At 41.8% G+C, this 22636-nt stretch carries 21 protein-coding genes; 10 read left to right on the top strand and 11 right to left on the bottom strand.

All coding sequences use genetic code 11. The annotated features are described in order from the left end of the window. Position 1: 1 nt before the first annotated feature. From PQ469_RS13005 to PQ469_RS12995, 3 genes are all read left to right on the top strand, one after another. Positions 2-1132: a DUF1972 domain-containing protein gene (locus PQ469_RS13005; RefSeq protein WP_274213342.1), complete on the top strand. Its 1131-nt coding sequence runs from the start codon at positions 2-4 to the stop codon at positions 1130-1132. Then, positions 1107-2423, top strand: coding sequence for an O-antigen ligase family protein (locus PQ469_RS13000; protein WP_274213341.1), 1317 nt, complete (start codon positions 1107-1109; stop codon positions 2421-2423). Before PQ469_RS13005 ends, PQ469_RS13000 begins: the two co-directional genes overlap by 26 nt. Before the next feature lie 121 nt (positions 2424-2544). Further along, positions 2545-3507 (top strand): hypothetical protein, encoded by a 963-nt coding sequence (locus PQ469_RS12995; protein ID WP_274213340.1) that lies wholly within the window; start codon positions 2545-2547, stop codon positions 3505-3507. A gap of 9 nt (positions 3508-3516) precedes the next feature. Here PQ469_RS12995 and PQ469_RS12990 read toward each other — a convergent pair whose 3' ends face one another. From PQ469_RS12990 to PQ469_RS12975, 4 genes are all read right to left on the bottom strand, one after another. Beyond that, positions 3517-4395 (bottom strand): DMT family transporter, encoded by an 879-nt coding sequence (locus PQ469_RS12990; RefSeq protein WP_274213339.1) that lies wholly within the window; start codon positions 4393-4395, stop codon positions 3517-3519. A 283-nt stretch (positions 4396-4678) separates the two neighbouring features. Beyond that, positions 4679-5527 carry a class I SAM-dependent methyltransferase gene (locus tag PQ469_RS12985; protein ID WP_274213338.1) on the bottom strand — a complete coding sequence of 283 codons (849 nt, stop codon included), beginning with the start codon at positions 5525-5527 and terminating at the stop codon, positions 4679-4681. Next, positions 5524-6996 (bottom strand): B12-binding domain-containing radical SAM protein, encoded by a 1473-nt coding sequence (locus PQ469_RS12980; protein ID WP_274213337.1) that lies wholly within the window; start codon positions 6994-6996, stop codon positions 5524-5526. Before PQ469_RS12980 ends, PQ469_RS12985 begins: the two co-directional genes overlap by 4 nt. 121 nt (positions 6997-7117) lie before the next feature. Further along, positions 7118-7864: a class I SAM-dependent methyltransferase gene (locus tag PQ469_RS12975; protein WP_274213336.1), complete on the bottom strand. Its 747-nt coding sequence runs from the start codon at positions 7862-7864 to the stop codon at positions 7118-7120. 269 nt (positions 7865-8133) lie between these two features. On the opposite strand from PQ469_RS12975, the gene PQ469_RS12970 reads away from it, so the two are divergent. From PQ469_RS12970 to PQ469_RS12960, 3 genes are read left to right on the top strand one after another with little or no spacing between them, the layout of a single operon-like run. Then, positions 8134-8871, top strand: a complete 738-nt coding sequence (locus tag PQ469_RS12970; RefSeq protein WP_274213335.1) for a class I SAM-dependent methyltransferase — start codon at positions 8134-8136, stop codon at positions 8869-8871. Beyond that, positions 8872-10041, top strand: coding sequence for an amidohydrolase family protein (locus PQ469_RS12965; RefSeq protein ID WP_274213334.1), 1170 nt, complete (start codon positions 8872-8874; stop codon positions 10039-10041). 2 nt (positions 10042-10043) lie between these two features. Beyond that, positions 10044-11156, top strand: a complete 1113-nt coding sequence (locus PQ469_RS12960; RefSeq protein ID WP_274213333.1) for a glycosyltransferase family 4 protein — start codon at positions 10044-10046, stop codon at positions 11154-11156. Here the strand turns inward: PQ469_RS12960 and PQ469_RS12955 are convergent. The 3 genes from PQ469_RS12955 to PQ469_RS12945 form a co-directional block, all read right to left on the bottom strand. Beyond that, positions 11142-12197, bottom strand: a complete 1056-nt coding sequence (locus PQ469_RS12955) for a glycosyltransferase (RefSeq protein ID WP_274213332.1) — start codon at positions 12195-12197, stop codon at positions 11142-11144. The genes PQ469_RS12960 and PQ469_RS12955 overlap by 15 nt on opposite strands. After that, entirely contained in the window at positions 12190-13866 is a 1677-nt protein-coding gene (locus PQ469_RS12950) for an ATP-binding cassette domain-containing protein (protein ID WP_274213331.1), read from the bottom strand. The genes PQ469_RS12955 and PQ469_RS12950 overlap by 8 nt, the downstream gene beginning before the upstream one ends. A gap of 150 nt (positions 13867-14016) precedes the next feature. After that, a complete protein-coding gene (locus tag PQ469_RS12945; RefSeq protein ID WP_090650465.1) occupies positions 14017-14550 on the bottom strand; it encodes an OmpA family protein in 534 nt (177 codons plus the stop codon). 320 nt (positions 14551-14870) lie between these two features. On the opposite strand from PQ469_RS12945, the gene PQ469_RS12940 reads away from it, so the two are divergent. Then, complete coding sequence (locus tag PQ469_RS12940; RefSeq protein WP_274213330.1) at positions 14871-15881, top strand: fatty acid desaturase; 1011 nt, start codon at positions 14871-14873, stop codon at positions 15879-15881. 200 nt (positions 15882-16081) lie between these two features. Here the strand turns inward: PQ469_RS12940 and PQ469_RS12935 are convergent, their stop codons facing one another. Together PQ469_RS12935 and PQ469_RS12930 are read right to left on the bottom strand one after the other, a co-directional pair. Next, entirely contained in the window at positions 16082-16975 is an 894-nt protein-coding gene (locus tag PQ469_RS12935; protein WP_274213329.1) for an SAM hydrolase/SAM-dependent halogenase family protein, read from the bottom strand. 210 nt (positions 16976-17185) lie between these two features. Then, positions 17186-17626 (bottom strand): Hsp20/alpha crystallin family protein, encoded by a 441-nt coding sequence (locus PQ469_RS12930; protein WP_090650170.1) that lies wholly within the window; start codon positions 17624-17626, stop codon positions 17186-17188. Positions 17627-17761: 135 nt separating this feature from the next. Here PQ469_RS12930 and PQ469_RS12925 point away from each other — a divergent pair, with 135 nt between their 5' ends. The 3 genes from PQ469_RS12925 (at position 17762) to PQ469_RS12915 (ending at position 20774) form a co-directional block, all read left to right on the top strand. Continuing rightward, the gene (locus PQ469_RS12925; protein ID WP_090650463.1) at positions 17762-18208 is read left to right on the top strand and encodes an acyl-CoA thioesterase; all 447 of its coding nucleotides are present in this window, start codon (positions 17762-17764) and stop codon (positions 18206-18208) included. Positions 18209-18286: 78 nt separating this feature from the next. Further along, positions 18287-19753, top strand: a complete 1467-nt coding sequence (locus PQ469_RS12920) for a rhomboid family intramembrane serine protease (protein ID WP_274213328.1) — start codon at positions 18287-18289, stop codon at positions 19751-19753. A 214-nt stretch (positions 19754-19967) separates the two neighbouring features. Continuing rightward, a complete protein-coding gene (locus PQ469_RS12915; RefSeq protein ID WP_274213327.1) occupies positions 19968-20774 on the top strand; it encodes a hypothetical protein in 807 nt (268 codons plus the stop codon). 85 nt (positions 20775-20859) lie between these two features. On the opposite strand, the gene PQ469_RS12910 is transcribed toward PQ469_RS12915, so the two are convergent. Continuing rightward, positions 20860-22257, bottom strand: coding sequence for an FAD-binding oxidoreductase (locus PQ469_RS12910; RefSeq protein ID WP_274213326.1), 1398 nt, complete (start codon positions 22255-22257; stop codon positions 20860-20862). 1 nt (position 22258) lies between these two features. Then, entirely contained in the window at positions 22259-22618 is a 360-nt protein-coding gene (gene folB / locus PQ469_RS12905) for a dihydroneopterin aldolase (protein ID WP_274213325.1), read from the bottom strand. Between the last annotated feature and the right edge of the window lie 18 nt (positions 22619-22636).

The following is a 22636-nucleotide window of genomic DNA, read 5'->3' as shown; positions in this document are numbered from 1 at the left end:
CATGAAACTACGCATAGCCATATTAGGGATTAGGGGTGTACCAAATTACTACGGTGGGTTTGAACATATTTCGGAATATGTATCGGCCGGCCTTGTAAAGCGCGGCCACTCGGTAACGGTTTATAACTCACACAATCATCCATATCAGCAGGATAGCTGGAACGGTGTCGAAATAAGGCATTGTTATGATCCTGAGTACATGGTTGGTACCGCAGGGCAATTTGTTTATGATATGAACTGCCTGTTAGATGCACGCAAACGAAATTTTGATGTGGTAATGCTTATGGGCTATACCAGCAGTTCGGTTTGGGGGCAGCTTTATCCTAAAAGCAGCACCATTATTACCAACATGGACGGCATGGAGTGGAAACGGACTAAATACTCCAAACCAGTACAGCAGTTTTTAAAATATGCCGAAAAGCTGGCAGTTAAACACAGCGACTATTATGTTGCCGATTCAAGAGTGATAAAGTCGTATCTGAAGGATAAGTATAACATCAACAGTAAATACATCCCCTATGGTGCAGATATTTTTACCGATTTTGAGCGCGAGCAATATGATGTAAGCGAAGCGCTAAAGGAGGATTATTTTTTGCTGATGGCACGCATGGAACCCGAAAATAACATAGAAGCCATCCTGGAAGGTTTTAACAGGAGTAATTCGGGCAAAAAGTTTAAAGTTTTGGGCGATACCAGCAATCGTTTTGGCAAGTTCATCACCAATAAATTTGCCAACGACCAACGCATTCAATTTAAAGGCGCCATTTTTGATACGCCCAAGGTACGTTCGTTGCAAAATAACTCTTACCTGTATTTTCATGGGCATAGCGTTGGAGGCACCAATCCATCCTTGTTAGAAGCGATGGCCAGCGAGGCTCTGATAGCGGCGCATAATAACCCCTTTAATAAGTCGGTATTAAATACGGATGCTTTTTATTTTTCAAATGCGACCGAAGTAACCCACCTGGTAGAGAATGTGCAGCGTAAAGCGCCCGAAAAAAATATGGTAATGAATAACCTGCATAAAATTCAGTACCAGTTTAATTGGGAGCGGGTAATTGACCAATACGAGCAGTTTATTATCGAAAGCTATAAACACAAAAACTATGAAGCAATTATTGCTGATAAATGATAATAACGCTAATAAGGTAAGTTATTACCACATCATGTTACTTATGGCAAGCCTGCCGTTTGACAGGTTTTACAGCCATATTATACTCATTAGTTTTATTGTGCATACGTTTATCCATTTGCAAAAGGAAAAGCTAAGGATTATGCTCACATTAAAAACTGTAGTACTGCAATCTGTTTTTTTTGTTACGCTTATTGCCACGGTTTACTCCCTTTACCGTTCCGAAGCGTTTAACGAATGGGTATTGCGCTTACCCATTCTGATTTTGCCGCCAGTATTTTTATTAAACGGCCTCGACTTAAAAAAATATCGGGCTAATTTTTTATTTGCTTTTGCCATTGTGTGTACGGCAACCATCATTTACCTATATATTGATGCCCTTATCACCATTAAATATTATCATCTGCCGCTTAAAACCATTTTTTCGCCGGCATTTACCAATCATAATTTCTCGGAGCCGCTTGATATACATGCCACTTTTTTTTCATTACAGTTGGTGGTAGCATTGGTATACCTGTTAGCGCTATTGTTTAAACCGCTAACATTGCCTGTAAAATTAATTTGCAGTATTTGCAGCTTCATATTGTTATGCGGGCTTATCCAGCTAAGTTCAAAATCAATTCTGGCGATTTTATTTATAATTATTAACCTGGTACTCCCGTATTGCCTGCTTAAGGGTAAAAGCAGGCTGAAGTTTATAACGGCCGGCGCAGCAATATCGGCGTTGGCTTTTGCAACAATTTTAAATGTGTCCTCATTCAAAGAACGCTACTTAACCAGTTTGACAGATGATTTTTCGGCATTTAAACCCGGCGAGAGTACCGACTCGCGCCTGGCCCGCTGGCACGTGGTAGCCCAACTTATTAAGCAGAAGCCTTTAATTGGTCATGGCTCCGGTTCTGAGCAGAAACTGTTACACGATGAATTTTTTAAGGCTAAAATGTACGACTCATTTTTAGCCAACTTGAATTCGCACAACCAATACCTCAGCTTCGTGGTAAAATCGGGCATTTGGGGGCTGCTTGTTTATTTGGTAACGCTGGCATACGGTTTTAAAACCGCTATCCTAAAAAAGGACGTGGTATTTATCAGCTTTATGCTGCTGATTACCATTGTTTCGCTTTCAGAAAATGTGCTGGATGCCGATAAGGGTGTTATGTTTTACAGCTTGTTTTTTGCCTTGCTGTTGTTTTCCGGCGGCGAAGTGAAGCCTGAAGAAATCGTCAAAAATAAAAGCCCGGAATATTTAGATGAAGTGGCAACCAACAGTTTAGCGCTTACGTCATACTAATGTTGTACCGCCTGTGAAATGGCGGATAGTTTTTAATCGAAAGTCCTGAGTTACAAACCCGGCACCTGCGGGATAAGATTCAGAACTCAAGACGCAGAACTTACGACTTAATACTATACATATGCAGATCAGGTCCGTTTTTAATCAACCAAGCATCAATACTGTGTCAGAAATTAAAAAGAACATATTAACTACGCTGGCCTACTTTGATGTGTTTAATTACCCGCTTACGCGCGAAGAGATATGTTTGTTTTTGCAGGTAAAATATGAACGCAAGACTTTTGACGACGTTATGACCTGCCTGATAGAAACCCGGATGGTATACCGTTTTGATAAGTTTTACTGTTTAAAAAACGATCAATACCTGGCGCAGCGCCGTAACAAAGGAAACCAAAAGGCTATTGAAATGATTAATACAGCACGCAAGGTTGGCAGCTTACTTATTAATTTCCCTTACGTGCGGGGTATCGCTATTTCGGGCTCGCTATCTAAAAATTATGCCGACGACCGATCGGATATCGACCTGTTTATAATTACTGCGGCAAACCGCCTTTGGGTAGCGCGTACCCTGATGCATTTTTTTAAGAAGCTAACCTTCCTGGTAAATAAGCAACATTGCTTTTGCATGAACTATTATGTAGATGAACAAGCGCTTGAAATAGCCGAAAAAAATATATATACCGCTACAGAAGTAGTTACCTTGATACCCATCCAGGGCGACACTACTTTTGCTGATTTTTTTGCAGCCAACGTTTGGACGCGCAAATACCTGCCTAATCATATTATGCGGGTATCAACCGCTAAGTCGCTAAAAAATAATTGGTTAAAAGGCCTGGCTGAATTTTTACTTAACAATAAGCTGGGCGATTTACTGGATGATGGCTTTATGAATATAACATCGCGCAGGTGGAGTGAGAAAACCAGGCAAAAGAAGCTTAATGATCATGGCGTATTACTGGCCATAGTTACCGGTAAACATTGTGCCAAACCCGATCCGGGAAATTTTCAGTCGAACCTGATTAGGCGCTTTCAAAATAAAATAATACAATTGCTTGCCGAAAACCAGCATAGTGTAGCCCATTGAAAAGATAGTTTATTCTGAAACCTGCTGTACAGCTTTAATTTTAGATACCACAAGCCCGGTTACCACCAAGATAGTTCCCGCTATAGCGTAAACCGAGATTTGTTCGCCAAGTAAAAGGTAACCAAACCCGTACCCAAATACAGGCGTAAGATAAAGCCACGTACCGGCCGTTACGGCATCCTGGCCAACAAGGTATAGCCACAATTGGTTGGCGATAAATGAGAGTACCACAATTAGCCAAAAAAGGGATAAAAACAGATTGATGTCAATGTGGTGTACATGCTGCTGCCCAAACAATGGGCAAAACGGCAGCAAAATTATGCCACCGACAAATACCTGCCAGATATTGAACGATACATTAGGCAAGCTAATAGTTAATGTAGAGAAGTAAACGCTGCTTGATGCATAGGCAAAAATGTAAATAAGCAGCAATATAATGCCCAGTGGTTTTATACTGGCATTAGGCAGCGCCGCTGCAGAAGCCAGCACCAGGCCGGTAAATGCAATCAGCATCCCAATAATTTCGAACCTGGTAAGTTTCCGTTTAACAATTATTGACGAAAAAAGGGCGATTAGTAAAGGCGCAACCGCTATAAACAACATACTGATACCGGCCGATGCGTATCGCTGGGCGGCAAAAAACGAACCTAAAGTTAAAGTGGTGCATAAAAAGCCGTAAATGACGATGCTTTTCCATTCGCTTTTTAGCGGCCAGAAACGTTCATTCCTGACCAGGCCAAAAAAAGGACCGAATATGAAGCCGGTGGCAATAAACCGGATGCTGGCCAATATTAGTGCATCTGCCGAGCGGATTCCGAATTTTACAGCGACAGACCCGGTTGCCCAAAGAATACTAAACAATAAACCAGGAAGGATTTTTTTTACCATGGGCGTATTATATGGCCGCAAAGGTAGGATAAACACCAATTTAGAGACACGAATTCACACGTATTTTTTCGAATTTCACGAATAACATGGCAGGTTCTCCGGCTATCCGAATGGATATTATAGACAAGAACTCTAAAGTAAATAGTTAATTCTCTGGTTTAGGGCCTAATTGTGCAGGCAGGGGCAACGCATTTAAAGTAGGTTAACATAACTTAACACATTTTAAATACGATAGGATATAACTATTTAATAACCAATGCCTTATATTTTAACAAGGTTAACATTAAACCGATGTAAATTCGTGAAATTCGTGTGTGCTGTTTTTCTCCAGCGAAATAATAAAGTAATCGCCGATATACTTCCAGGGCCAGGCGCTTTTTAGCCGGTCTTCTTTGCTGCTCAGGAATTTATATGCTTTAGGGTGCTTTTCGGCAAAACCCTCTATGTATGATGGTGGCACTATTGTACACAGGCCTTCAATACCTAATACTTTAAATGACTTTTGTAAAGTATTGATAATGAATGATGGATTATAATAAAAACACTTAAAGTAAGCACCTTCAATATGGGCAGATCTTCCTTTGCTGCTAAAAAATCGCCGGAACGCGGTTTTGAACCGTCCTTTAAAAACAAGCAATGTTTCCCACAGGCAAAATGGCGATATGATAACTAACGTTACCTTACCGCCGGGTTTTAAAAGACTATCGAATGATAACAAAACTTTTTCCAGCTCACCGGTACAGTTCAGGCCGCCAAAGTTGGAAAATATATGATCATACGGGCCTCTTTGTTTTAATTGATCCAGTTGGGTAAATGAGCAAATTTCGGTGCTTATACGGTTTTTATAGGGCATTGCTTTTTGCCGAAGCTCGTGTTGCATCCCTGTTGATATATCTGTAGCATGAACATAATGCCCTTGTTGGGCAAAAAAAATGGCATCCTCCCCTGTCCCGCTGTTCAATTCGAGTATACTGCCCTCCGGTTTTAAATATTGAAGTACATGGTCCCTTACCCTTGCCCTTTTGTAATTGATAATGGTATTGCCCGAATAAATTTCGTCAAATACCGCAGATTGCCTGCTAAAGGCATCTGATGCGCTTGCTTCATTATTTACAAAGCTGATTTGGCTCATACGGTGTTTTCCAGTTTTTGAAGTTTAAACCCTTCTATCAAAGTTGCCGGGGCATGGTAAATAAACGACGCGGCCTTCCTGATACGTTTTAAACTGGGTTTAAATGGATTTTTCAGGAGTTTTACCAGGCTGTTTTTGGCCAGGTGGGCATGGTAATTTTGATGCACGTAGCGATGCAGCTGCTTATAATACGCAGCGCTAAACGTGTTGCTAAACATCAGCGCCATCTCGTCGGAGTCTGTCCAGTTTGTTTTTTGGCGCAGGTCGGCTTTTACTTTTTCATAAAATAAAGTCCCTGGCAATGGGTACGATACAGATATCCCGATTTCATGGGGCAACAGGTTATTGATCATATTGATAGTAAGGGCGATATCATCTTTTGTTTCGCCGGGGTAGCCAAACTGAATAAAGAAGGATGGCCTGATGCCATGCTTTTTCATCAGTTTTGTGGCTGTCGCTATCTGTTCAATACTGGTGCCTTTATCCATCGCGTCCAGTATCTTTTGCGAACCGCTCTCGGCGCCTATCCATACATTTTCGCAGCCGGATGCGGCCAGCGCGGCCACATCTTCATCGTCCAGCAACAAATCTGCCCGCGACTGGAGTTTGTACCTGAACTTCAGCCCCTCCTTTTTTACCAGTTGGGCAAACTGTTTTACCCAACCGGGTTTCAATCCAAAAATGTCGTCGCAAAACCAAATATGGTCCATGTTGAACATGGTTTTCAAAAGCTTAAGCTCGGCAATCACATTTTCGGCACTGCGGGAGTTGTAGCGGTTTCCATAAATCGGTTTAGCGCACCAGTTGCATTTGAAAGGGCAGCCACGGGTAGTACCAACGTTCATCGAGAAATATCCCGCATGTTTAAGCCAGCTTTCGCGGTAAGGGGTAATATCAACCAAATCCCAGGCGGGCAGTGGCAAGGTATCCAGATCTTTCAATACCGGCCTTGCAATGGTTTTAAAGGGGATGTTATTTTTGACATAAGCAAGTCCCTGTATTTGTGCAATATCTTCAATACCACTTTTGATGGCGTTGGTAAGTTCCAACAGTGTTTGTTCAGCCTCGCCTATGATTACAAAATCGGCGCCTTCGTTCAAATATTCTTTGTACCGGTCTGTCGAGTCGGAACTGGAGACAATTACGATGCAACCATACTTTTTGGCCAGCTTGCACATTTTAAACGCGGCCTCGCGCATATTGGTGAGGCACATTTTGGTGAGATAGTTGAACCCATCGTCATAAATCACAAAAAAACCGGGTTTATTTTGCGTTATGGCGGGCACAACATCATGCGCCGTATACGAAAACATGTTATCAAAAAAAGATACGTTATAACCATGCATCCGCATATTGGATGCGGCATATAGTGTACCCAGCGGTGCGTACGGCTGCCCTATTGCCCATTGCTTGGGATCGAACCGTAAAAAGTAGGAATGAGTGAACAATATATTATTTAGCTGGTCCATAAAATTAAGATAGACGGGTTAATGGCGACAGGTTAAGCGAGCAAACAAGTTTTACTTTGGTAAGCTGCTTTTGATTTTCATTACCCTTAAAAGTTTGTAATACACTTTGGCTGTTCATTAGTCAGGATTTTATTTTTATCCAGTAAAAAACACTTTTTTTGAATATCTTATTAAAAAACGCAGTAGGATTAAACATTACCTTGTGCTTAAGATGCATTACCTGTTTCAAAGGATGATGAAAATAATACTGCGCCATTTCCGGAAAACCTATTGATGTAAAATAATCCATACTCCTTTCGGCTGCGGTTTCAACTTCACCCGAATGATAAAAATGGGTATCGAGTACATGTACCCGCCCGGTGGAGGTCAGCAAACCAAATGCATTATTCATAACTTCCTTAAGCGATGGAAAGTATTGGATGGATGCGGCAAAAATAATCACGTCAAATTTAATTCCTTCGTTAAACGCAGTGCCGCTGAACGGGGCATGGATAAATTTAAGGTTCCTTTTTTTAAAAACCCTATTGGCCTGCTCAATCTCTATCCTGTTAGGGTCTATCCCGGTTACTTTAGCTTTGGGGATGTTAGCAAGTTTAGCCGAAAGCCAGCCATTGCCGCAACCAACCTCCAGGATATCCAATGGGCCCCGTTGTTTTTTAAGGAAAGCGATTAGCTGTCCGGCAGAATGCTTTCTCATTTTCCATTCTTTATAATACCGGTGGCCGGAATCAACATCCGGCAGGCGCATTACTTGTTTATCGCTATACAGCCTGCCTTCTTTATCGCGCACAGCAACATACATGGCCTCAAATGCATCGTTGGCTATCGGACTCTGGTTTATAGCAATATCGTTTCTTTCAGCGTTCAATTGTTATTGGGCTAAGTTTAAAATATAGTTTGGTACGCGGCGCCTGGCATTGGTGCTTTTAGGGCTATAAAGTAATATCTTATTCATGTAGCATTCGCAGTTAAACAGCAGCGATGGGCTTCACTCCCACCACTGCCAACCCAGATCGATAATTAACCCATTCATCATATATTACGACAGCCAAACCGCCGGGGTTGCCTGTGGCAAAATAAAAAGGGCGGGGCAACCCTAAAGCCCCGGTACCCGTTATTGTTATAAAAACGCGTGCGATGCTGGCAACCGCCAAAAACTATATAAAAAGCAAAATAGCCCCCCCTGTAACCGAAAAAGGCGTTGTAGAGGCTTACGACCTGTGGGCGTCTGACCACGATATGCAGCCGGGCAACTTAATGCTGCACCTTGACGAAAAACTTTTTAAAGGTCTGTTGGAAGGATTGGAGCTGAAAGGCAAATTTATAGCTGATGTAGGCTGTGGTACCGGCAGGCAATGGCCCGCTATATTTAATAAACAGCCGGCGACGCTAACAGGCTTTGATGTATCGGCCGGAATGTTAAAAAAATTAAAAGAAAAATATCCGAAGGCAAGTACCCTTAAAATTGCCGATAATTTATTTTCTGATATCCCGGATGCTTCTTTTGATATGATAGTGTCAACACTCACCGTTGCCCATATTGAAGATATAGACGAAGCCCTGCATGCCTGGTGCCGTTTGCTTAAACCGGGTGGCGAAATCATCATCACCGATTTTCACCCGCATATGCTGGCACTTGGCGGTAAGCGTACCTTTAAACATGGTAATGCATTAATAGCTGTGCGTAACTATTTACATCCTATATTTACCATAAAGCAAGCGCTATCAAACGATGGTTTTAACCTGATAACACAGCAGGAAATAAAAATTGATGAAACCATGAAACAATTTTACGCCGATGCCAACGCCCTGCATGTTTACGAAAAATACGTTGGCTTCCCGGTTATTTATGGCATTTATTTAAAAAGAGCGTAAATGATACTGAGGAATGTAAAACCGGCTGATGGCGGGCGGGCAGTTGATATCAAAATTGAAGGCGAAAAGATTGATCAGGTTAGTTTATCGATGATAAACGCCGATGATCAGCTATCGCTGTATTTTGAAAACTCCATCATTTTACCCGGCCTGATTAACTCGCACGATCATCTTGATTTTGACCTTTTCCCCCAACTGGGCAATCACATTTATAATAACTATATTGAATGGGGAGCACATATTCACAAGGAGTTTAAAGCCGAAATTGCAGCGGTGCTCAATATCCCCCGACAACAGCGTATACTTTGGGGAATCTATAAAAATTTACTGTGCGGCGTTACTACCGTTGTAAATCACGGGCAACAAGTACATGTTGATAATGCCCTGATTAACATATTTGAGGAAACGCATGACCTGCACTCCGCAGCGCTCGAAAAATTTTGGAAGTTTAGGCTCAACAATCCATTAAAACGCAAACTACCGGTAGTTATCCATACGGGTGAAGGGACAGATGAACTGGCCACCCGCGAAATAGATGAACTGATTAGCTGGAATAAATTAGGACGTGCTTTGGTTGGCGTTCACGCTGTAGCTATGAGCAAAGAACAGGCCCCTTATTTTAAGGCCATTGTTTGGTGCCCCGAATCGAACTTTTACCTGTTGAACAAAACGGCAGATATACATAAACTAAAAGCGTTTGCTGATATTCTTTTCGGGTCAGATTCCACCCTTACAGGTAACTGGAATATGTGGGACCACGTTAGTATGGCCCGTAGCATCGGGATGCTTACCGACGAGGAACTATACCAATCGCTCAATAAAACTGCAGCAAAAACATGGGCAATTAATACCGGCGAAATTGCTGCCGGCAGGCAGGCCGACCTGGTTATCGCGAAAGCAAACCATGGCGCTGGCCGTTATGACGCCTTTTTTGCTACACGGCCAACAAACATCCAAATAGTGATCCAGAAAGGGAACATCAGGTTCTTTGACCAGGAACTGTTGCCTGTGCTGGCCGGTGCATTAAAAGGAAAATCGTTCAGTTTGATAAAGGTGGGTGAGTCCTATAAATATGTCGAAGGAAATATCGGGGAGTTGATGGCCTCCATTCAATCGTACTTGCCAGGTGTTGTTTTCCCGGTTACCTTTATACAACATCAAATTATCTGAAATTGATAAAGCTGATCGATCTTGTTTATTATTCCCATCTAAATTATACCCGCCCGCAGCAGGTAACAGAAAACCATGCCCCTGCACTCACTTTTGCTACATACCTTAAGGATAGGCTTGATTTTGCTTTCGTAAAGCATACAACATTTGAACAGGATATTGTAATGAACGGCGTACCCTATTATTTTTTTAAAGGCCACAACAGGTTCTGGTCTCTCACTATAAAAACCCATGTTCTTATCCGGAAATTAAAGCCTGATATTGTGCTGGTACAGGGCCTGGTATTCCCTTTACAGGTGATGTTTTTAAAATTGTTTTGTAGCAACAAGTTCAAACTGGTTATACAGCATCATGGCGAATTACCCTCGGATGGCTTAAAAGGCCGGTTGCAAAAGATAGCCTGCAATATGACAGATGCCTTCCTTTTCACTTCGGCCGGGAATGCGGATGCCTGGAAGAAAAAAAACATTATTAAACATGATGCCCGGATATTTGAATTATTAGAAGCTTCTACCGTTTTTAAACCTATTGATAAAGCCCTGGCAAAACAACATACCGGCATTGCCGGTAAAGCAAACTTCATTTGGGTGGGTCACCTGAATAAAAATAAAGATCCTTTAACCGTTTTAAACGGTTTTCATGATTACCTGCACGTTAATGCCGCTGCAAAGTTGTACATGATTTACCAAACCGATGCACTGTTAAATGATATAAAGCAATTAATAACATCTTCTGCCCTGCTATCAAATTCGGTCACTTTAGTGGGTCAGGTAACTAATACCGACTTGCCTTACTGGTTTAGCGCAGCAGATTATTATATATCGGGCAGTCATAAAGAAGGCAGCGGCTATGCCTTATTAGAAGCTATGGCCTGCGGCTGCATCCCTGTTGTTACCACCATCCCATCGTATAAAAAAATCACCTTAAATGGCCAATATGGATTTTTATATCCACCGGGGAATGCCGGGGCATTAGGCGAAACCCTTAAGGGGCTTGAGGGGGTAGATTTGCAAGAGCTCTCGACATCTGTTTTAAGCCATTTTACCCAAAGGCTAAGCTTTAAAACCATAGCCGACGACCTGGTTGATATTTGTCATCAATTAATGGATAAATAAGCTGGTAATGCGGGCCGCTATTGTTTCGGTGGTGTAAATTAGCACAGGTTCGTGCTTTAATTCTTTATCGTTTAACAGTTTTTTAATAATAAGCGGTAAGTCTTCGACATTATCGGGTACGAGGTGCTGAGATGGCCTTGTATTCATTCCATTAACCAGGCTCAACACCTGGCAGCCCGCGTATAAAGCCTCGCTTAAAACCGTGCTGTAACCTTCATAGCGCGATGTATGCAAAAATATTTTTGAACGTTGCATCATGGCCAATACTTCCGGGTGTGGCAACTCGCCTTTTAGTTCGATGTTATTCTCCAGCCCAAGCCTGCTTATTTGTTTTTTCAAATTATCCATTTCGGGGCCGTTGCCACATATCACCGTTTTTAATCCCGGAAATTCGGTAACCAGGCTTTTGATCACTTTTACAAAAAGATCATATTGCTTAAGCGGAATAAGCGAACCTGCACCCATAATATCGATGTCGCGATGGGCTGCACCGGCGCCAAAAAGCGTTACATCGATACCTGTAGGGATAATATGCGCCGGTTGAATGCCATAATTTAACCTGAACTCCTTTGCCACAAAATCTGATATCGCGATTACCGAACTGCCGTCGGGTTTTATCCTGTTAACATAGTCATTACCGGCTTTCGCATCCTGCCCGAGCAGCCATGCATAATGCGGCAAACCGTATTTTCTTGCAAAGCGATTGCCCATAAAGGAGCACTCCCCCATCCAAAAACTTAATAAACCAATAAGTTTGTAACTGGCATGAAGCTTTTTTAAGTTTTGCCATACCCGTTGCCAGGTTATTAACCTGAATACCTGCCCCCTGCCCCTGCCCGCAATGGCTATAACTTCGACTCCGCACCAGTTATATGTTGAAGCTGTATTAGAGTACTGAAAACTGATAACAACGATATGCATGTTTGGATTATGCTGTTTTAAAGTCCTGACAAAACCCTGCATAGGCGGTACCCAGGTGGTATCGTTAACGGTGGCAGGGAAACCCGGCGTTAATATGACCAATGCTTCAGGCTTACTCATTTATTAAAGGGATTATTTTGTTGCAATGGCTCAGGCTTGCAATGTTGTGTGTTATAAAAAATATGATCTTGCCCTGGGCTGTTAACTGCTTTAGTTGGGTAAGTATAGCCTCCTCTGCCTGTTGGTCCATTTCGCCAAATGGTTCGTCCATGATCAGCACATCAAAATCGTGGTACAAGGCCCTTGCCAGGGCTATGCGTTGCCTTTGTCCGCCGCTCAGGTTTTTGCCATTTTCGCGCACTATTTTATTTATGCCTTCGGGATAGCCGGCCAGCAAGGGGACAAGTCCGCAAAAGGATATGGCCTCCTCCAGTTTCGCGGTATCATATTCCTGATCATCAGTAAGCGTAATGTTTTTAAGGATGGTATCGTGAATAAAATAGTTCTGTTGTTTTACATAAGCTATTTTTTTCCAGTACTGCTGTCTTTTATGGGTATCAGTTTGTTTCCCATCTATATAAATATAACCCGACTGAGGCGTCAAAAAACCAAGCAATAAATTAATGATGGTTGTTTTGCCACTGCCAGAGGCTGCCGATAAGCCAACAAAATCACCAGCGCAAACATCGAAGCTAATGCCCGATACTACTGCTTGGTCTGCGTAACTAAAATAAACATTGTGAAAACGGATAGAACTGATGGGTTCAACAATATTAAGCGTACCGGCTTTTTGCAACGCGTCGGGTTCTTTTACCGCAAGTAAATCATTCAGGGTAAATTCGTAGGTTTTTATTTGCCCCATACTGTTCAGGATTTTAATAATACCGGGAATGATTTTGTAAGCAGCTGTAATAAATACGCCAATGGTAAGCACATCAACCACTGCGCCGTGTACTGCCCATTTGTTAACCAGCACCAGGATAAAAAAACCAAAAATGGCAAAAATCTCTACCAATCTTGCTGGCAGCCCTTGCAGCGTTTGTTGCGTTGCTATATTGTTATTAAGCTGCTGCTGGTAACCGGCGTACCTATCGGCCAGGAAACTACGCTTATCATAAATGTTGCTTTCTATAAAGCCGGCTAACGACTCCTGTAAATACTGGATGCTCTTCTCGCTCGCGGTTTTTGTTTGTTCGCGCACCTGTTTCGATTTTCGTTTGATAAAATAGGCCAGGATAATTATAGGCGGTAACAACACCAGCAGCAATAAAAAAAACAGCAATGGTTGATAGATCAATATGGCACCGATGGTAAATGAAATGAGCAGGCTTTGCGATATAATTTGCTGTACATTGTTGAGGATATAATGGCTAAACTCGATAGGCTGCTGGCTTACACGGCGGATGTGTACAGATGAATCGACATTGACAAATTTGATATACTCGTCTTTAAGGTAATGCAGGATGTTCCTTTTTGATAATCGCGATGCTACCCCGTAAAAAAAATGATGCTGAAACCTGGTAATCAGGTAGCCAAGCCAGTTTTTGCCGCAATACAGCAGCATAAATAAACCAATTGGCAGTATAGATTGTTGTTTAAGCCAGTTAAGCTGTAATAAACGATGTTGAACAGGCGTGCCCGAGGTATAAAGCCCTATGATGATAAGCAATGCCCCTAAAAAGGCAATATCCAGCACGCTGATAAGCAGATCGAGCAGGATAAGCCTGAACAACCTGTTTTTTTCGGTTACGCTAAGCAGCGAAAGAATTCCCTTAAAAACGTGTTTCAAAATGCCGTAATGATAAAGTATTTTAGTACTTCATCATTACGGCACCAGGCGCGTAATGGTTGCCCGTGTGTTAAGTCTTGAGTTCTAAGTCTGAAGTCTGAAATGTCATTTTTAACTTAAGACTTCAGAGTTAGGACTCAAGACTTCGAACTATTGCACAAGCTTAATCTCCACCCTGCGGTTCAAAACACGGCCTTCTTCGGTTGTGTTATCGGCAATGGGTTTGCTTTCGCCATAGCCCTTAACTGTTAAGTTATCTGCACTGATGCCGCTATTTGCCAGGTAGGTTTTAACCGAGTTGGCACGCTGAACAGATAATTCCATATTACGTTCGTCGGTACCTTCGGCAGATGAATTTCCATTTAAAACGAATTTTGCCGATGGATCTTTCTTCATTTCTATAACAGCCTGGTCAAGCGCCTGGTATGACGCGGTTTTTAACACTGCCGAATTAAATTCAAACTGGATATTGGTAAAATTATAATTTGGCTTAGCAGGTGCAGGCGGCGGGGTTGGCGCAGGTGCAGCAGCAGGCGGCGGGGTTGGCTTCGGTGCCGGCGCGTACATTTTCTCGGTTTCAACAGGAGCAGGTTTTTCGGCTAATTTCTTGGCTTTACAAGCAGGAAAAGTGACGGCTACTAAAGCAATAAGCGATAAAAATAAAGGGGCTTTTAAAAACTTCATAGTTGGTTTTGATTTTTCGGTAAACATAAAAAAATATTTGCCACATGGCTTTAATGCCCATACGGCATTATTAAAAAAAGGATTTAAATGACAATTTGTTTGGCATGCGCATGATCATTAACTGCCAGTTAGAACGGGAAATTGCCTGGATAAGTATTATTAAGTTAAGACGCCTTATATATTACCCCAATGTTTATTTCGGATTAATCGCAGTGTTTTTATTAATATTTAAGTAATTCTACGCAGCTAAATACGTACAACTACCGGGAGTAATTTAAAGCTGATTATGTTATTTAGCAATAATCCTAAAACACATCAACATGAAAACTGATACTCCTTTTGAACCAATTGAAACGCCGGATATACATTTTTTGCGCCGGATAGAAGTATTAAAGAAACACCCCGAAGTAAAACAATTAATGGGCTATGATCCGTGGGCCGCAGTGCTTACATTTTTCATCGTGGTAGGGCAAATTAGCTTTGCATGGGGTGTTAGTATATGGTTTCCTTTCTTTGGAACATATTGGTGGCAAATTATCCTGCTATCATACGTGGTGGGCGGCACCATGAACCATTGGTCGGCCATGGCCGTGCACGAAATGGCACACAACCTGATGCTGAAAACGCCTGCACAAAATAAGGCACTGGCCATATTTGCCAATATCCCGGTTTTGGTGCCGGGCGCTATCGCCTTTCGTACACACCATATGAAGCATCACTCCCACCTGGGCATCGAGCATGTTGATAATGATTTCCCGAGCCATTGGGAAGTGAAAATGGTAGGCAAATCGGGGATCCGGAAATTCATCTGGCTGTTTTTTTACATATTCTTCCTGTTTTTGGTGAGGGGATTTGCTACCAAACCAACCAAATGGGAATGGGCCAACATCGTTACGCTGATTATTACCGATGTATTGATATTTGTGTTTTTAGGGAAAATTGCCATTATCTACCTCTTTCTATCCACCTTGTGGGGATTCAGCCTGCATCCCGCAGCCGGGCATTTTATTCATGAGCATTTTATATTTGAAGAAGGACAGGAAACCAATTCGTACTATGGATGGCTCAACTGGGTTTGTTTTAATGTAGGCTACCATAATGAACACCATGATATCATGAACATACCAGGCAGGTTTTTGCCTAAGTATTATAAAATTACCAAAGAGTTTTACCAACACCTGGATTCGACCCACTCCTGGACGCGCATGTTTTATGATTTTATTACCAAGCCCAATTTGGGCGCCGATAAACGTTACGTACGAACAGAACAAGTGAGAAAGCAAGGAATAAAAATGGCCGAAGAAATGAAGCGAAGCCGGGAGATGGCGTAGTGGTCAGTGGTCAGTGGTCAGTGGTCAGTGGTCAGTGGTCAGTGGTCAGTGGTCAGTGGTCAGTGGTCAGTGGTCAGTGGTCAGTGGTCAGTGGTCAGTGGAAATAAACACAAATGGCGCATCTTTCGATACGCCATTTGTGTTTATTTAAAAAAACTACTCGAGAGCCCAACAAACCACTCACAACTGACCACTCACTACTACTTCTTGCTCACTACCACGCTCCAGTCGCTTCCGCTGCCTATTTTATAAATGTCGGCAAAACTGCCCTGGTTTAAGGCAAAAGACAGTTGCATTAAGCTATTCATGTACGCCAAAGGCTTACCTTTTGCTACCTCGCCAAAAGTATCGCTGTATGGAGCATCGCCTTCAAATTTCTTTTCGCCATTTTGGTAAATTACCATATGAAGGGTATCCCCTACTTTAACGCCCATTTGCTTCACCAGGTCATCGCCTATGTTTGTCCACAGGTTGCCATATTGAATATCAAGGATGTCGATAGTGCCTTTCAGCGTTCCGTTTTCTAACAGGGCTTTTTGATACGGAATTTTCACCACTTGCTTAGGCAGTTCGGGCCCTACCTGCTCATAAGTAATAACACCGGCCGCCAGGCGTGCGGCTGTGTAGGCATATACGTCGCGGCCATGAAAGGTGTATGATTTTTCGGACCCCTTACGGCGATTGCGCGCCTCATCAATCTGCCTGATTTCGGCTATTCCCAGCGATTCAGCTATCAACGTTAATGTGCCATTATCCGGCGTAACAATATATTGGCCCGTTTTGGTCTTGAGCACAACAGATTTACGGGCGGTACCTACCCCAGGATCCACTACCGAAACAAATACCGTACCTGCAGGCCAGTAATTTACAGTTTGATAGAGGCGGTATGATGCTTCCCAGATGTTATAAGCAGGAATCTCGTGTGTGAGATCATAAAGTTTTAAATCGGCAGAAACACCGGTGGCAACGCCCTTCATGGCCGATACAGCGCCATCTTTTACGCCAAAATCGGATTGGAAAACTACAATTTTGTTTTGGGCATAGGATAAACCGGTAATTGAAATTAAAAGAATGGTAAGTAGCTTTTTAATCATGTTGAAAATATATTTATTGCATAACGCGGTGACGTGCCTTTTTTTGATGTATGCGTTTGCTGGTACGCAGCGACTGTCACACAGCGTAAAATACAATAAAATATTAAAACTAACACCAATTTAAGCAGCTTTTCAAGCCAAAAAAAAAGGCCGCCCCTTGCGGAAACGGCCTTCAAACCAAACTAACTACTTTATGAAAACAGTCTTTAATTATTTTACAGCTATTTCTCTCGATTGAAATTTAGCTTCTTCTTTTTTGGTAATGGTCAAAGTCAGGATACCATCGGTATAGTCTGCTTCGATTTTTGAATGATCAGCACTTTCGGGCAAGGTAAACGACCTGCTGAATGAGTTGTAGCTGTATTCGCGTTTGCTGAATTTTTTACCTTCTTCAACGTTTTCAGTTTTCTTTTCAGCTGCTACGGTTAATACGTTTTTATCCAAACTGATCTTCAAATCTTCTTTCTTTAAGCCTGGTACAGCCAATTCAACCTGGAATTCATTTTCAGTTTCGCTGATGTTTACGGCAGGTATGCGGGCTACCAGTTTATCGCCAAGGAACGAATCGTTTAAAATTGAATCGAATACATCGTTAAAGAATGGGCCTCTCGCGTTGTTTTTTAATCCGTTGTTAAATTTTACTAAAGTCATGATATGTATATTTATAAGTTTTTGTTTTTGTTAACTTCGTGAAGTATTAATCAACTGTTATACCAACAGGGAAAATCAATATTTTATATGACTATTTGTCATTGATAAAGATTTTTTACCGACAAAATGACACAAATGGCCGAAAAACTCAGCGATTACAAATTTAAAACTGACATACCTATCCGTTTTTCGGATATTGATTCATTAGGACACGTTAACAACGCCATATATTTAACTTACTTTGAAATAGCAAGGACCAACTATTGGAAAGACGCCATAGGTTGGGATTGGAATAATGCCGGCATTATTATAGGCCGCTCAGAGATCAATTATCTAAAACAAATTACTGTTCAGGATAAAATAGCCTGCTACGTGCGCACCATACGCATAGGCAACAGCAGCTTTGACGTGATGCATGTATTGGTAAAAATAACCCCGCAGGGCGAAGAAATTGTAACAACCGGCAAAACAGTTTGCATCAGCTATGATTACGCCGCCAATAAATCAGTTTCAATCCCGCCGGATGAACGCAGGAGTATGATTGCATATGATGAGCCGAGATTGATATTGAATACAAATTGATATGCAGATTATACGGAATTGCCTTGCTTAATTAATAAGACTACATTATAAATCGTTAAACCAAACCTTATTTATCATATGGCTGTAGGATTTACACCAAAGTTTGTAGAGGAATATCCTCTTGACAATTTGTCGACAGCTCAATTCCTGGTAATTGTCCACGAATCGGTTAACGACCTGGGCTGGGAAACCAGTTATGTAAGTCCAACCGGCATTATAGCTTACACAGCTAATGGTGTTTTTGGCTGGAACGCCATCATCCGCATCACTATTGAAAACGACACGGCAACTGTAAAAAGTTCCTCGGCCGGGAGTGAGATGTTTGACTTTGGCCGTAATAAAAAAGCGGTAAAGAGCCTGGTTGAAGCTATAGATGAATTTAAAAGCAAACTTTCTGCCGAAGACATTGAAGAAAAACACCTGCAGTTATCTGCAAACTTTCCGCCGGCCGGCGACGATTATTTAAAACTGCCGCCACAGGGTACTGCTGAACAAATAAATGGGTTCCTCACTATATTTAAACCGCAATCGGGCTATTTTGTAACGCCTGTACTATTTAATTTAAATATCCTGGTGTTTATACTTATGGCCATAAAGGGTGTAGATATGCTATCGCCCACCGTTGCAGATCTATTACAATGGGGGGCCAATTTCAAGCCTTTAACATTAGATGGCCAATGGTGGCGGTTGCTAACCAATGTGTTTTTACACATAGGCATTTTGCATTTACTGCTCAACATGTACGCACTTGTTTACATAGGTCTACTTTTAGAACCGCACTTGGGTAAGCTAAGGTTTATTACCGCTTACTTGTTAACCGGGTTGCTTGCCAGCATTACCAGCCTCTGGTGGCACGAAAATACGGTGAGCGCAGGTGCTTCGGGTGCTATTTTTGGCATGTATGGGGTATTTTTAGCCATGCTTACAACAGATTTGATCGAAAAATCTACCCGCCGTGCCTTACTTACCAGCATAGCTGTGTTTGTTGGCTATAATTTACTTAATGGCCTAAAAAGCGGAGTCGACAACGCCGCCCATATAGGTGGCCTGGTAGGCGGTTTAATAATTGGCTATTGTTTTACCCTGAGCCTCAAAAAGCCCGCCGACATCCGGTTAAAACATTCGTTAATAGCCATATTAACTATAATTACGCTTATAACATGTGGCTGGATATATAAAGCTATGCCTAATGATATTGGAGATTATGATAAAGGGATGGAGATGTTTACCAGCAATGAGACCAGGGCTTTAGAGGTTTACAATATGAAAGGTGCACCACGCCCAAAGGTACTTACAGCAATAAAAAAGGGTATCGGTTATTGGAATGAAGATATTAAAATATTAGAAAGAGTAGATAAACTGAGTGTTCCTGAACCAATAAAAATGCGCGATAAAAAACTAAAGCAATACCTTGATCTGCGGATTAAAAGTTTTGAGATAATGTACAAGGCAGTCGACGAAAACACAGACAAGTATAATGCGGATATGAATTATTACAATCACCAGATTCAGGTTATCATTGATAGCATGAAGGCAGTAGAGTAATTTAGGTTTCCAGCTATCTGCTATATTTCAGAACCATCGTTCTAAATCAAATAACATCGATCATATTTTCACACGATGCACGATGTAATTCCGGAACAATTGTTCCGGAATACAGCCAATTCACATTTATGAAAATAAATTTACTTTCATTTAATTTATTTTTGATAAAATACGTACTTTTAAGGCGCTTTACAACCTTATCAGTACATAAAAAATGAAATATACCGTTAAAAACCTATTGATCTTATCCGTATTTGTGAGCATTGTTTACCAGGCTTGTAAAAAAGAAAACACATCTGCTGACAAAAAAACTGACTCCAAAATAGCCGCACAGATTGCCATAAACCTATATAAATCGCTAAGTGGCAGTAACGGTGGAGCGAACATACAAAACGGACTGAACGCCTATAGTAATATAAATAAAAAGAATAGTAAGCTTGCTGTTAACTCCTTTTATGTTGGCGAATGCGGGCTAATGATGGATACTACTGTTTCTTTCGATTGGAGCAGAGGAGACAGCATAACTACGCTTACTGATAAAATTAAATTCACTTCGTTATGTAAAACCGCCAGCTTACTACGCGGTTATACCTTTGACGACAGCACTACAATTATTGGCAAAACACCAACTTTTGGCTTTACCAGGGTGGCTACCCAGCATTTTGCTGTATATGGTATAGATTTAGCTTATACCCAATTTTCGTTAAATGGTAAATCAAGCTTTAAAACGTCAGATTATCCGCTGAACGGCAGCAAGACGGTTAAATACAATTCCTTTTCAACCAATTACATTCTTAAGGGGGTAAAATTCAACACCGGAACAGATCCCAAGGTAATAAGCCCCAATATATATGAGGGCACAGCCGATTTTAGCGGCGAGCATGTTTACGATGGCGGTTCGCCATCTTACAATACCGATAAATATACAGGAACTGTTGAGTTTTTAGGAAACTGGAAAGTTAAAATAACTTACAATGGCACGGCTTACACAGTTGATTTAAACACAGGGATAGTAATTTAAAAATAATTTGAGAATTTGAAGATTTGAGAATTTGAAAATTAGTTTTTCTTCGGTTTTACCATTTTCAAATCTTCAAATTCTCAAATTAAAAAATCTTCCCCGGATTTAAAATCCCCTTCGGGTCAAATATGCTCTTGATACCGCGCCAAAGGGCAAAATGCACCTCCGAGTACTTTATCGGCATAAAATCCTTTTGCACCAAACCGATGCCATGTTCACCGGACAAGGTGCCGCCCAGCCCAACTGTAAGTTCGAAAATCTCTTTGATGCCGAATTTGAGTTTGCTGTTCCAATCCTCGTCGCTCATGTTGGCCTTAATGATATTTACATGCAGATTCCCATCACCTGCGTGGCCATAACATACTGATTCAAAGCCATATTTGCCGCCAATCTCTTTTATTCCTTTAATCAGTTGTGGCAATTCGGCGCGGGGCACTACGGTATCTTCTTCTTTATAAACCGAGTTTGATTTTACCGACACGGCCATAGTCCGGCGCAACCGCCATAACTCCTCTTTTTGGGCCGATGAATCGGCAAAGAGCACATCTTTGCAATCATACGCTTCTAACACGGCGTTAATTTTTTCGCAGTCGGCAAAAATCACGTCCTGGTTATTTCCATCTACTTCAATCAGCAAAAAGGCCTGGATATCATCTTGTAAATCAAACGCGATATCATCATGCTCTTTCACCCACTCCACTCCTCTCCGCTCCATAAACTCCAATGCTGATGGCACAATACCTGCACGAAATATGGCAGAAACAGCTGCGCAGGCAGCTTCATTAGTCGCAAATGAGGCCAGCATCAAGGCGTCCAATGTTGGCAATGGAATCAGCTTCACAACAATTTTGGTAATAATACCCAGCGTACCTTCCGAACCGATGAATAATTGGGTTAAATTATAACCCGACGCATACTTAAGCGTATTTGCCCCTGTCCAGATAATTTCACCTGATGGTAAAACCACCTGCAGGTTCAATATATATTCGCGAATGGTACCATACTTAACCACCCTTGGTCCACCCGAGCCATGGGACACATTGCCCCCTATAAAGCAACTTCCTTTGCTTGCGGGGTCAACAGGGTAAAGCAGGCCTTTAGCAGCAGCCTGGTTCATAAACTCTTCGGTAATAACCCCTGGCTCAACCGTGGCCTGTAAATTAGCCTCATCAATCTCCAGAACCTTATTAAAGCGTTCCATCGCTATCAGCAAACCGCCTTTAATAGCCAGGGCGCCGCCGCTTAAGCCAGTACCGGCACCACGAGGGGTAACAGGGATCAGGTTGTCATAACAAAGTTTCATTAATGCCGAAACCTCCCCGGGCATTTGCGGGCGAGCAACTACTTCCGGGTAATAAACCAGGTCTTCCGTTTCGTCGTGACTATATTTTTCAAGCTCGTCATGCCGGCTGATAACGTTGCCGGCGCCAACAATAGCTATAATGGCATCTAATATCGATGGTGTTATTTTATTATATTCCATTTTACTGCTTGTTATAGTTAACAGTAACAGCCGAGTGAGTTACCTTACCCAACAACGGTGGGTTTAACTTTTTTATTTCCACACTAATGCTGTCTACGTATGGGTATTTTCTTTTTATTCTGTCTAAGATAGCTTGTGCTACGGTTTCTATCAGTTTGCGCGAATGTTTCATTTCCTCGCAGGCCATATAATAAACCTTTTCGTAATCAACAGTGTGTTTAAGCTCGTCGTCGGCTGGTTCAGTCTGGGGTATAAAATCAACTGTTATATCTACCAGGAAACGGCAGCCTATTTTTTGTTCTTCGGGATAAAATCCATGGTATGCAAAAAATTCTGCACCCTGCAGGGCAATAGTAGTCATGGTTCAAAAGTAGCAGAT

It is taken from the genome of Mucilaginibacter sp. KACC 22773, assembly GCF_028736215.1.
GTDB lineage: Bacteria > Bacteroidota > Bacteroidia > Sphingobacteriales > Sphingobacteriaceae > Mucilaginibacter.
This window is presented reverse-complemented; position numbering and strand designations above follow the sequence as displayed.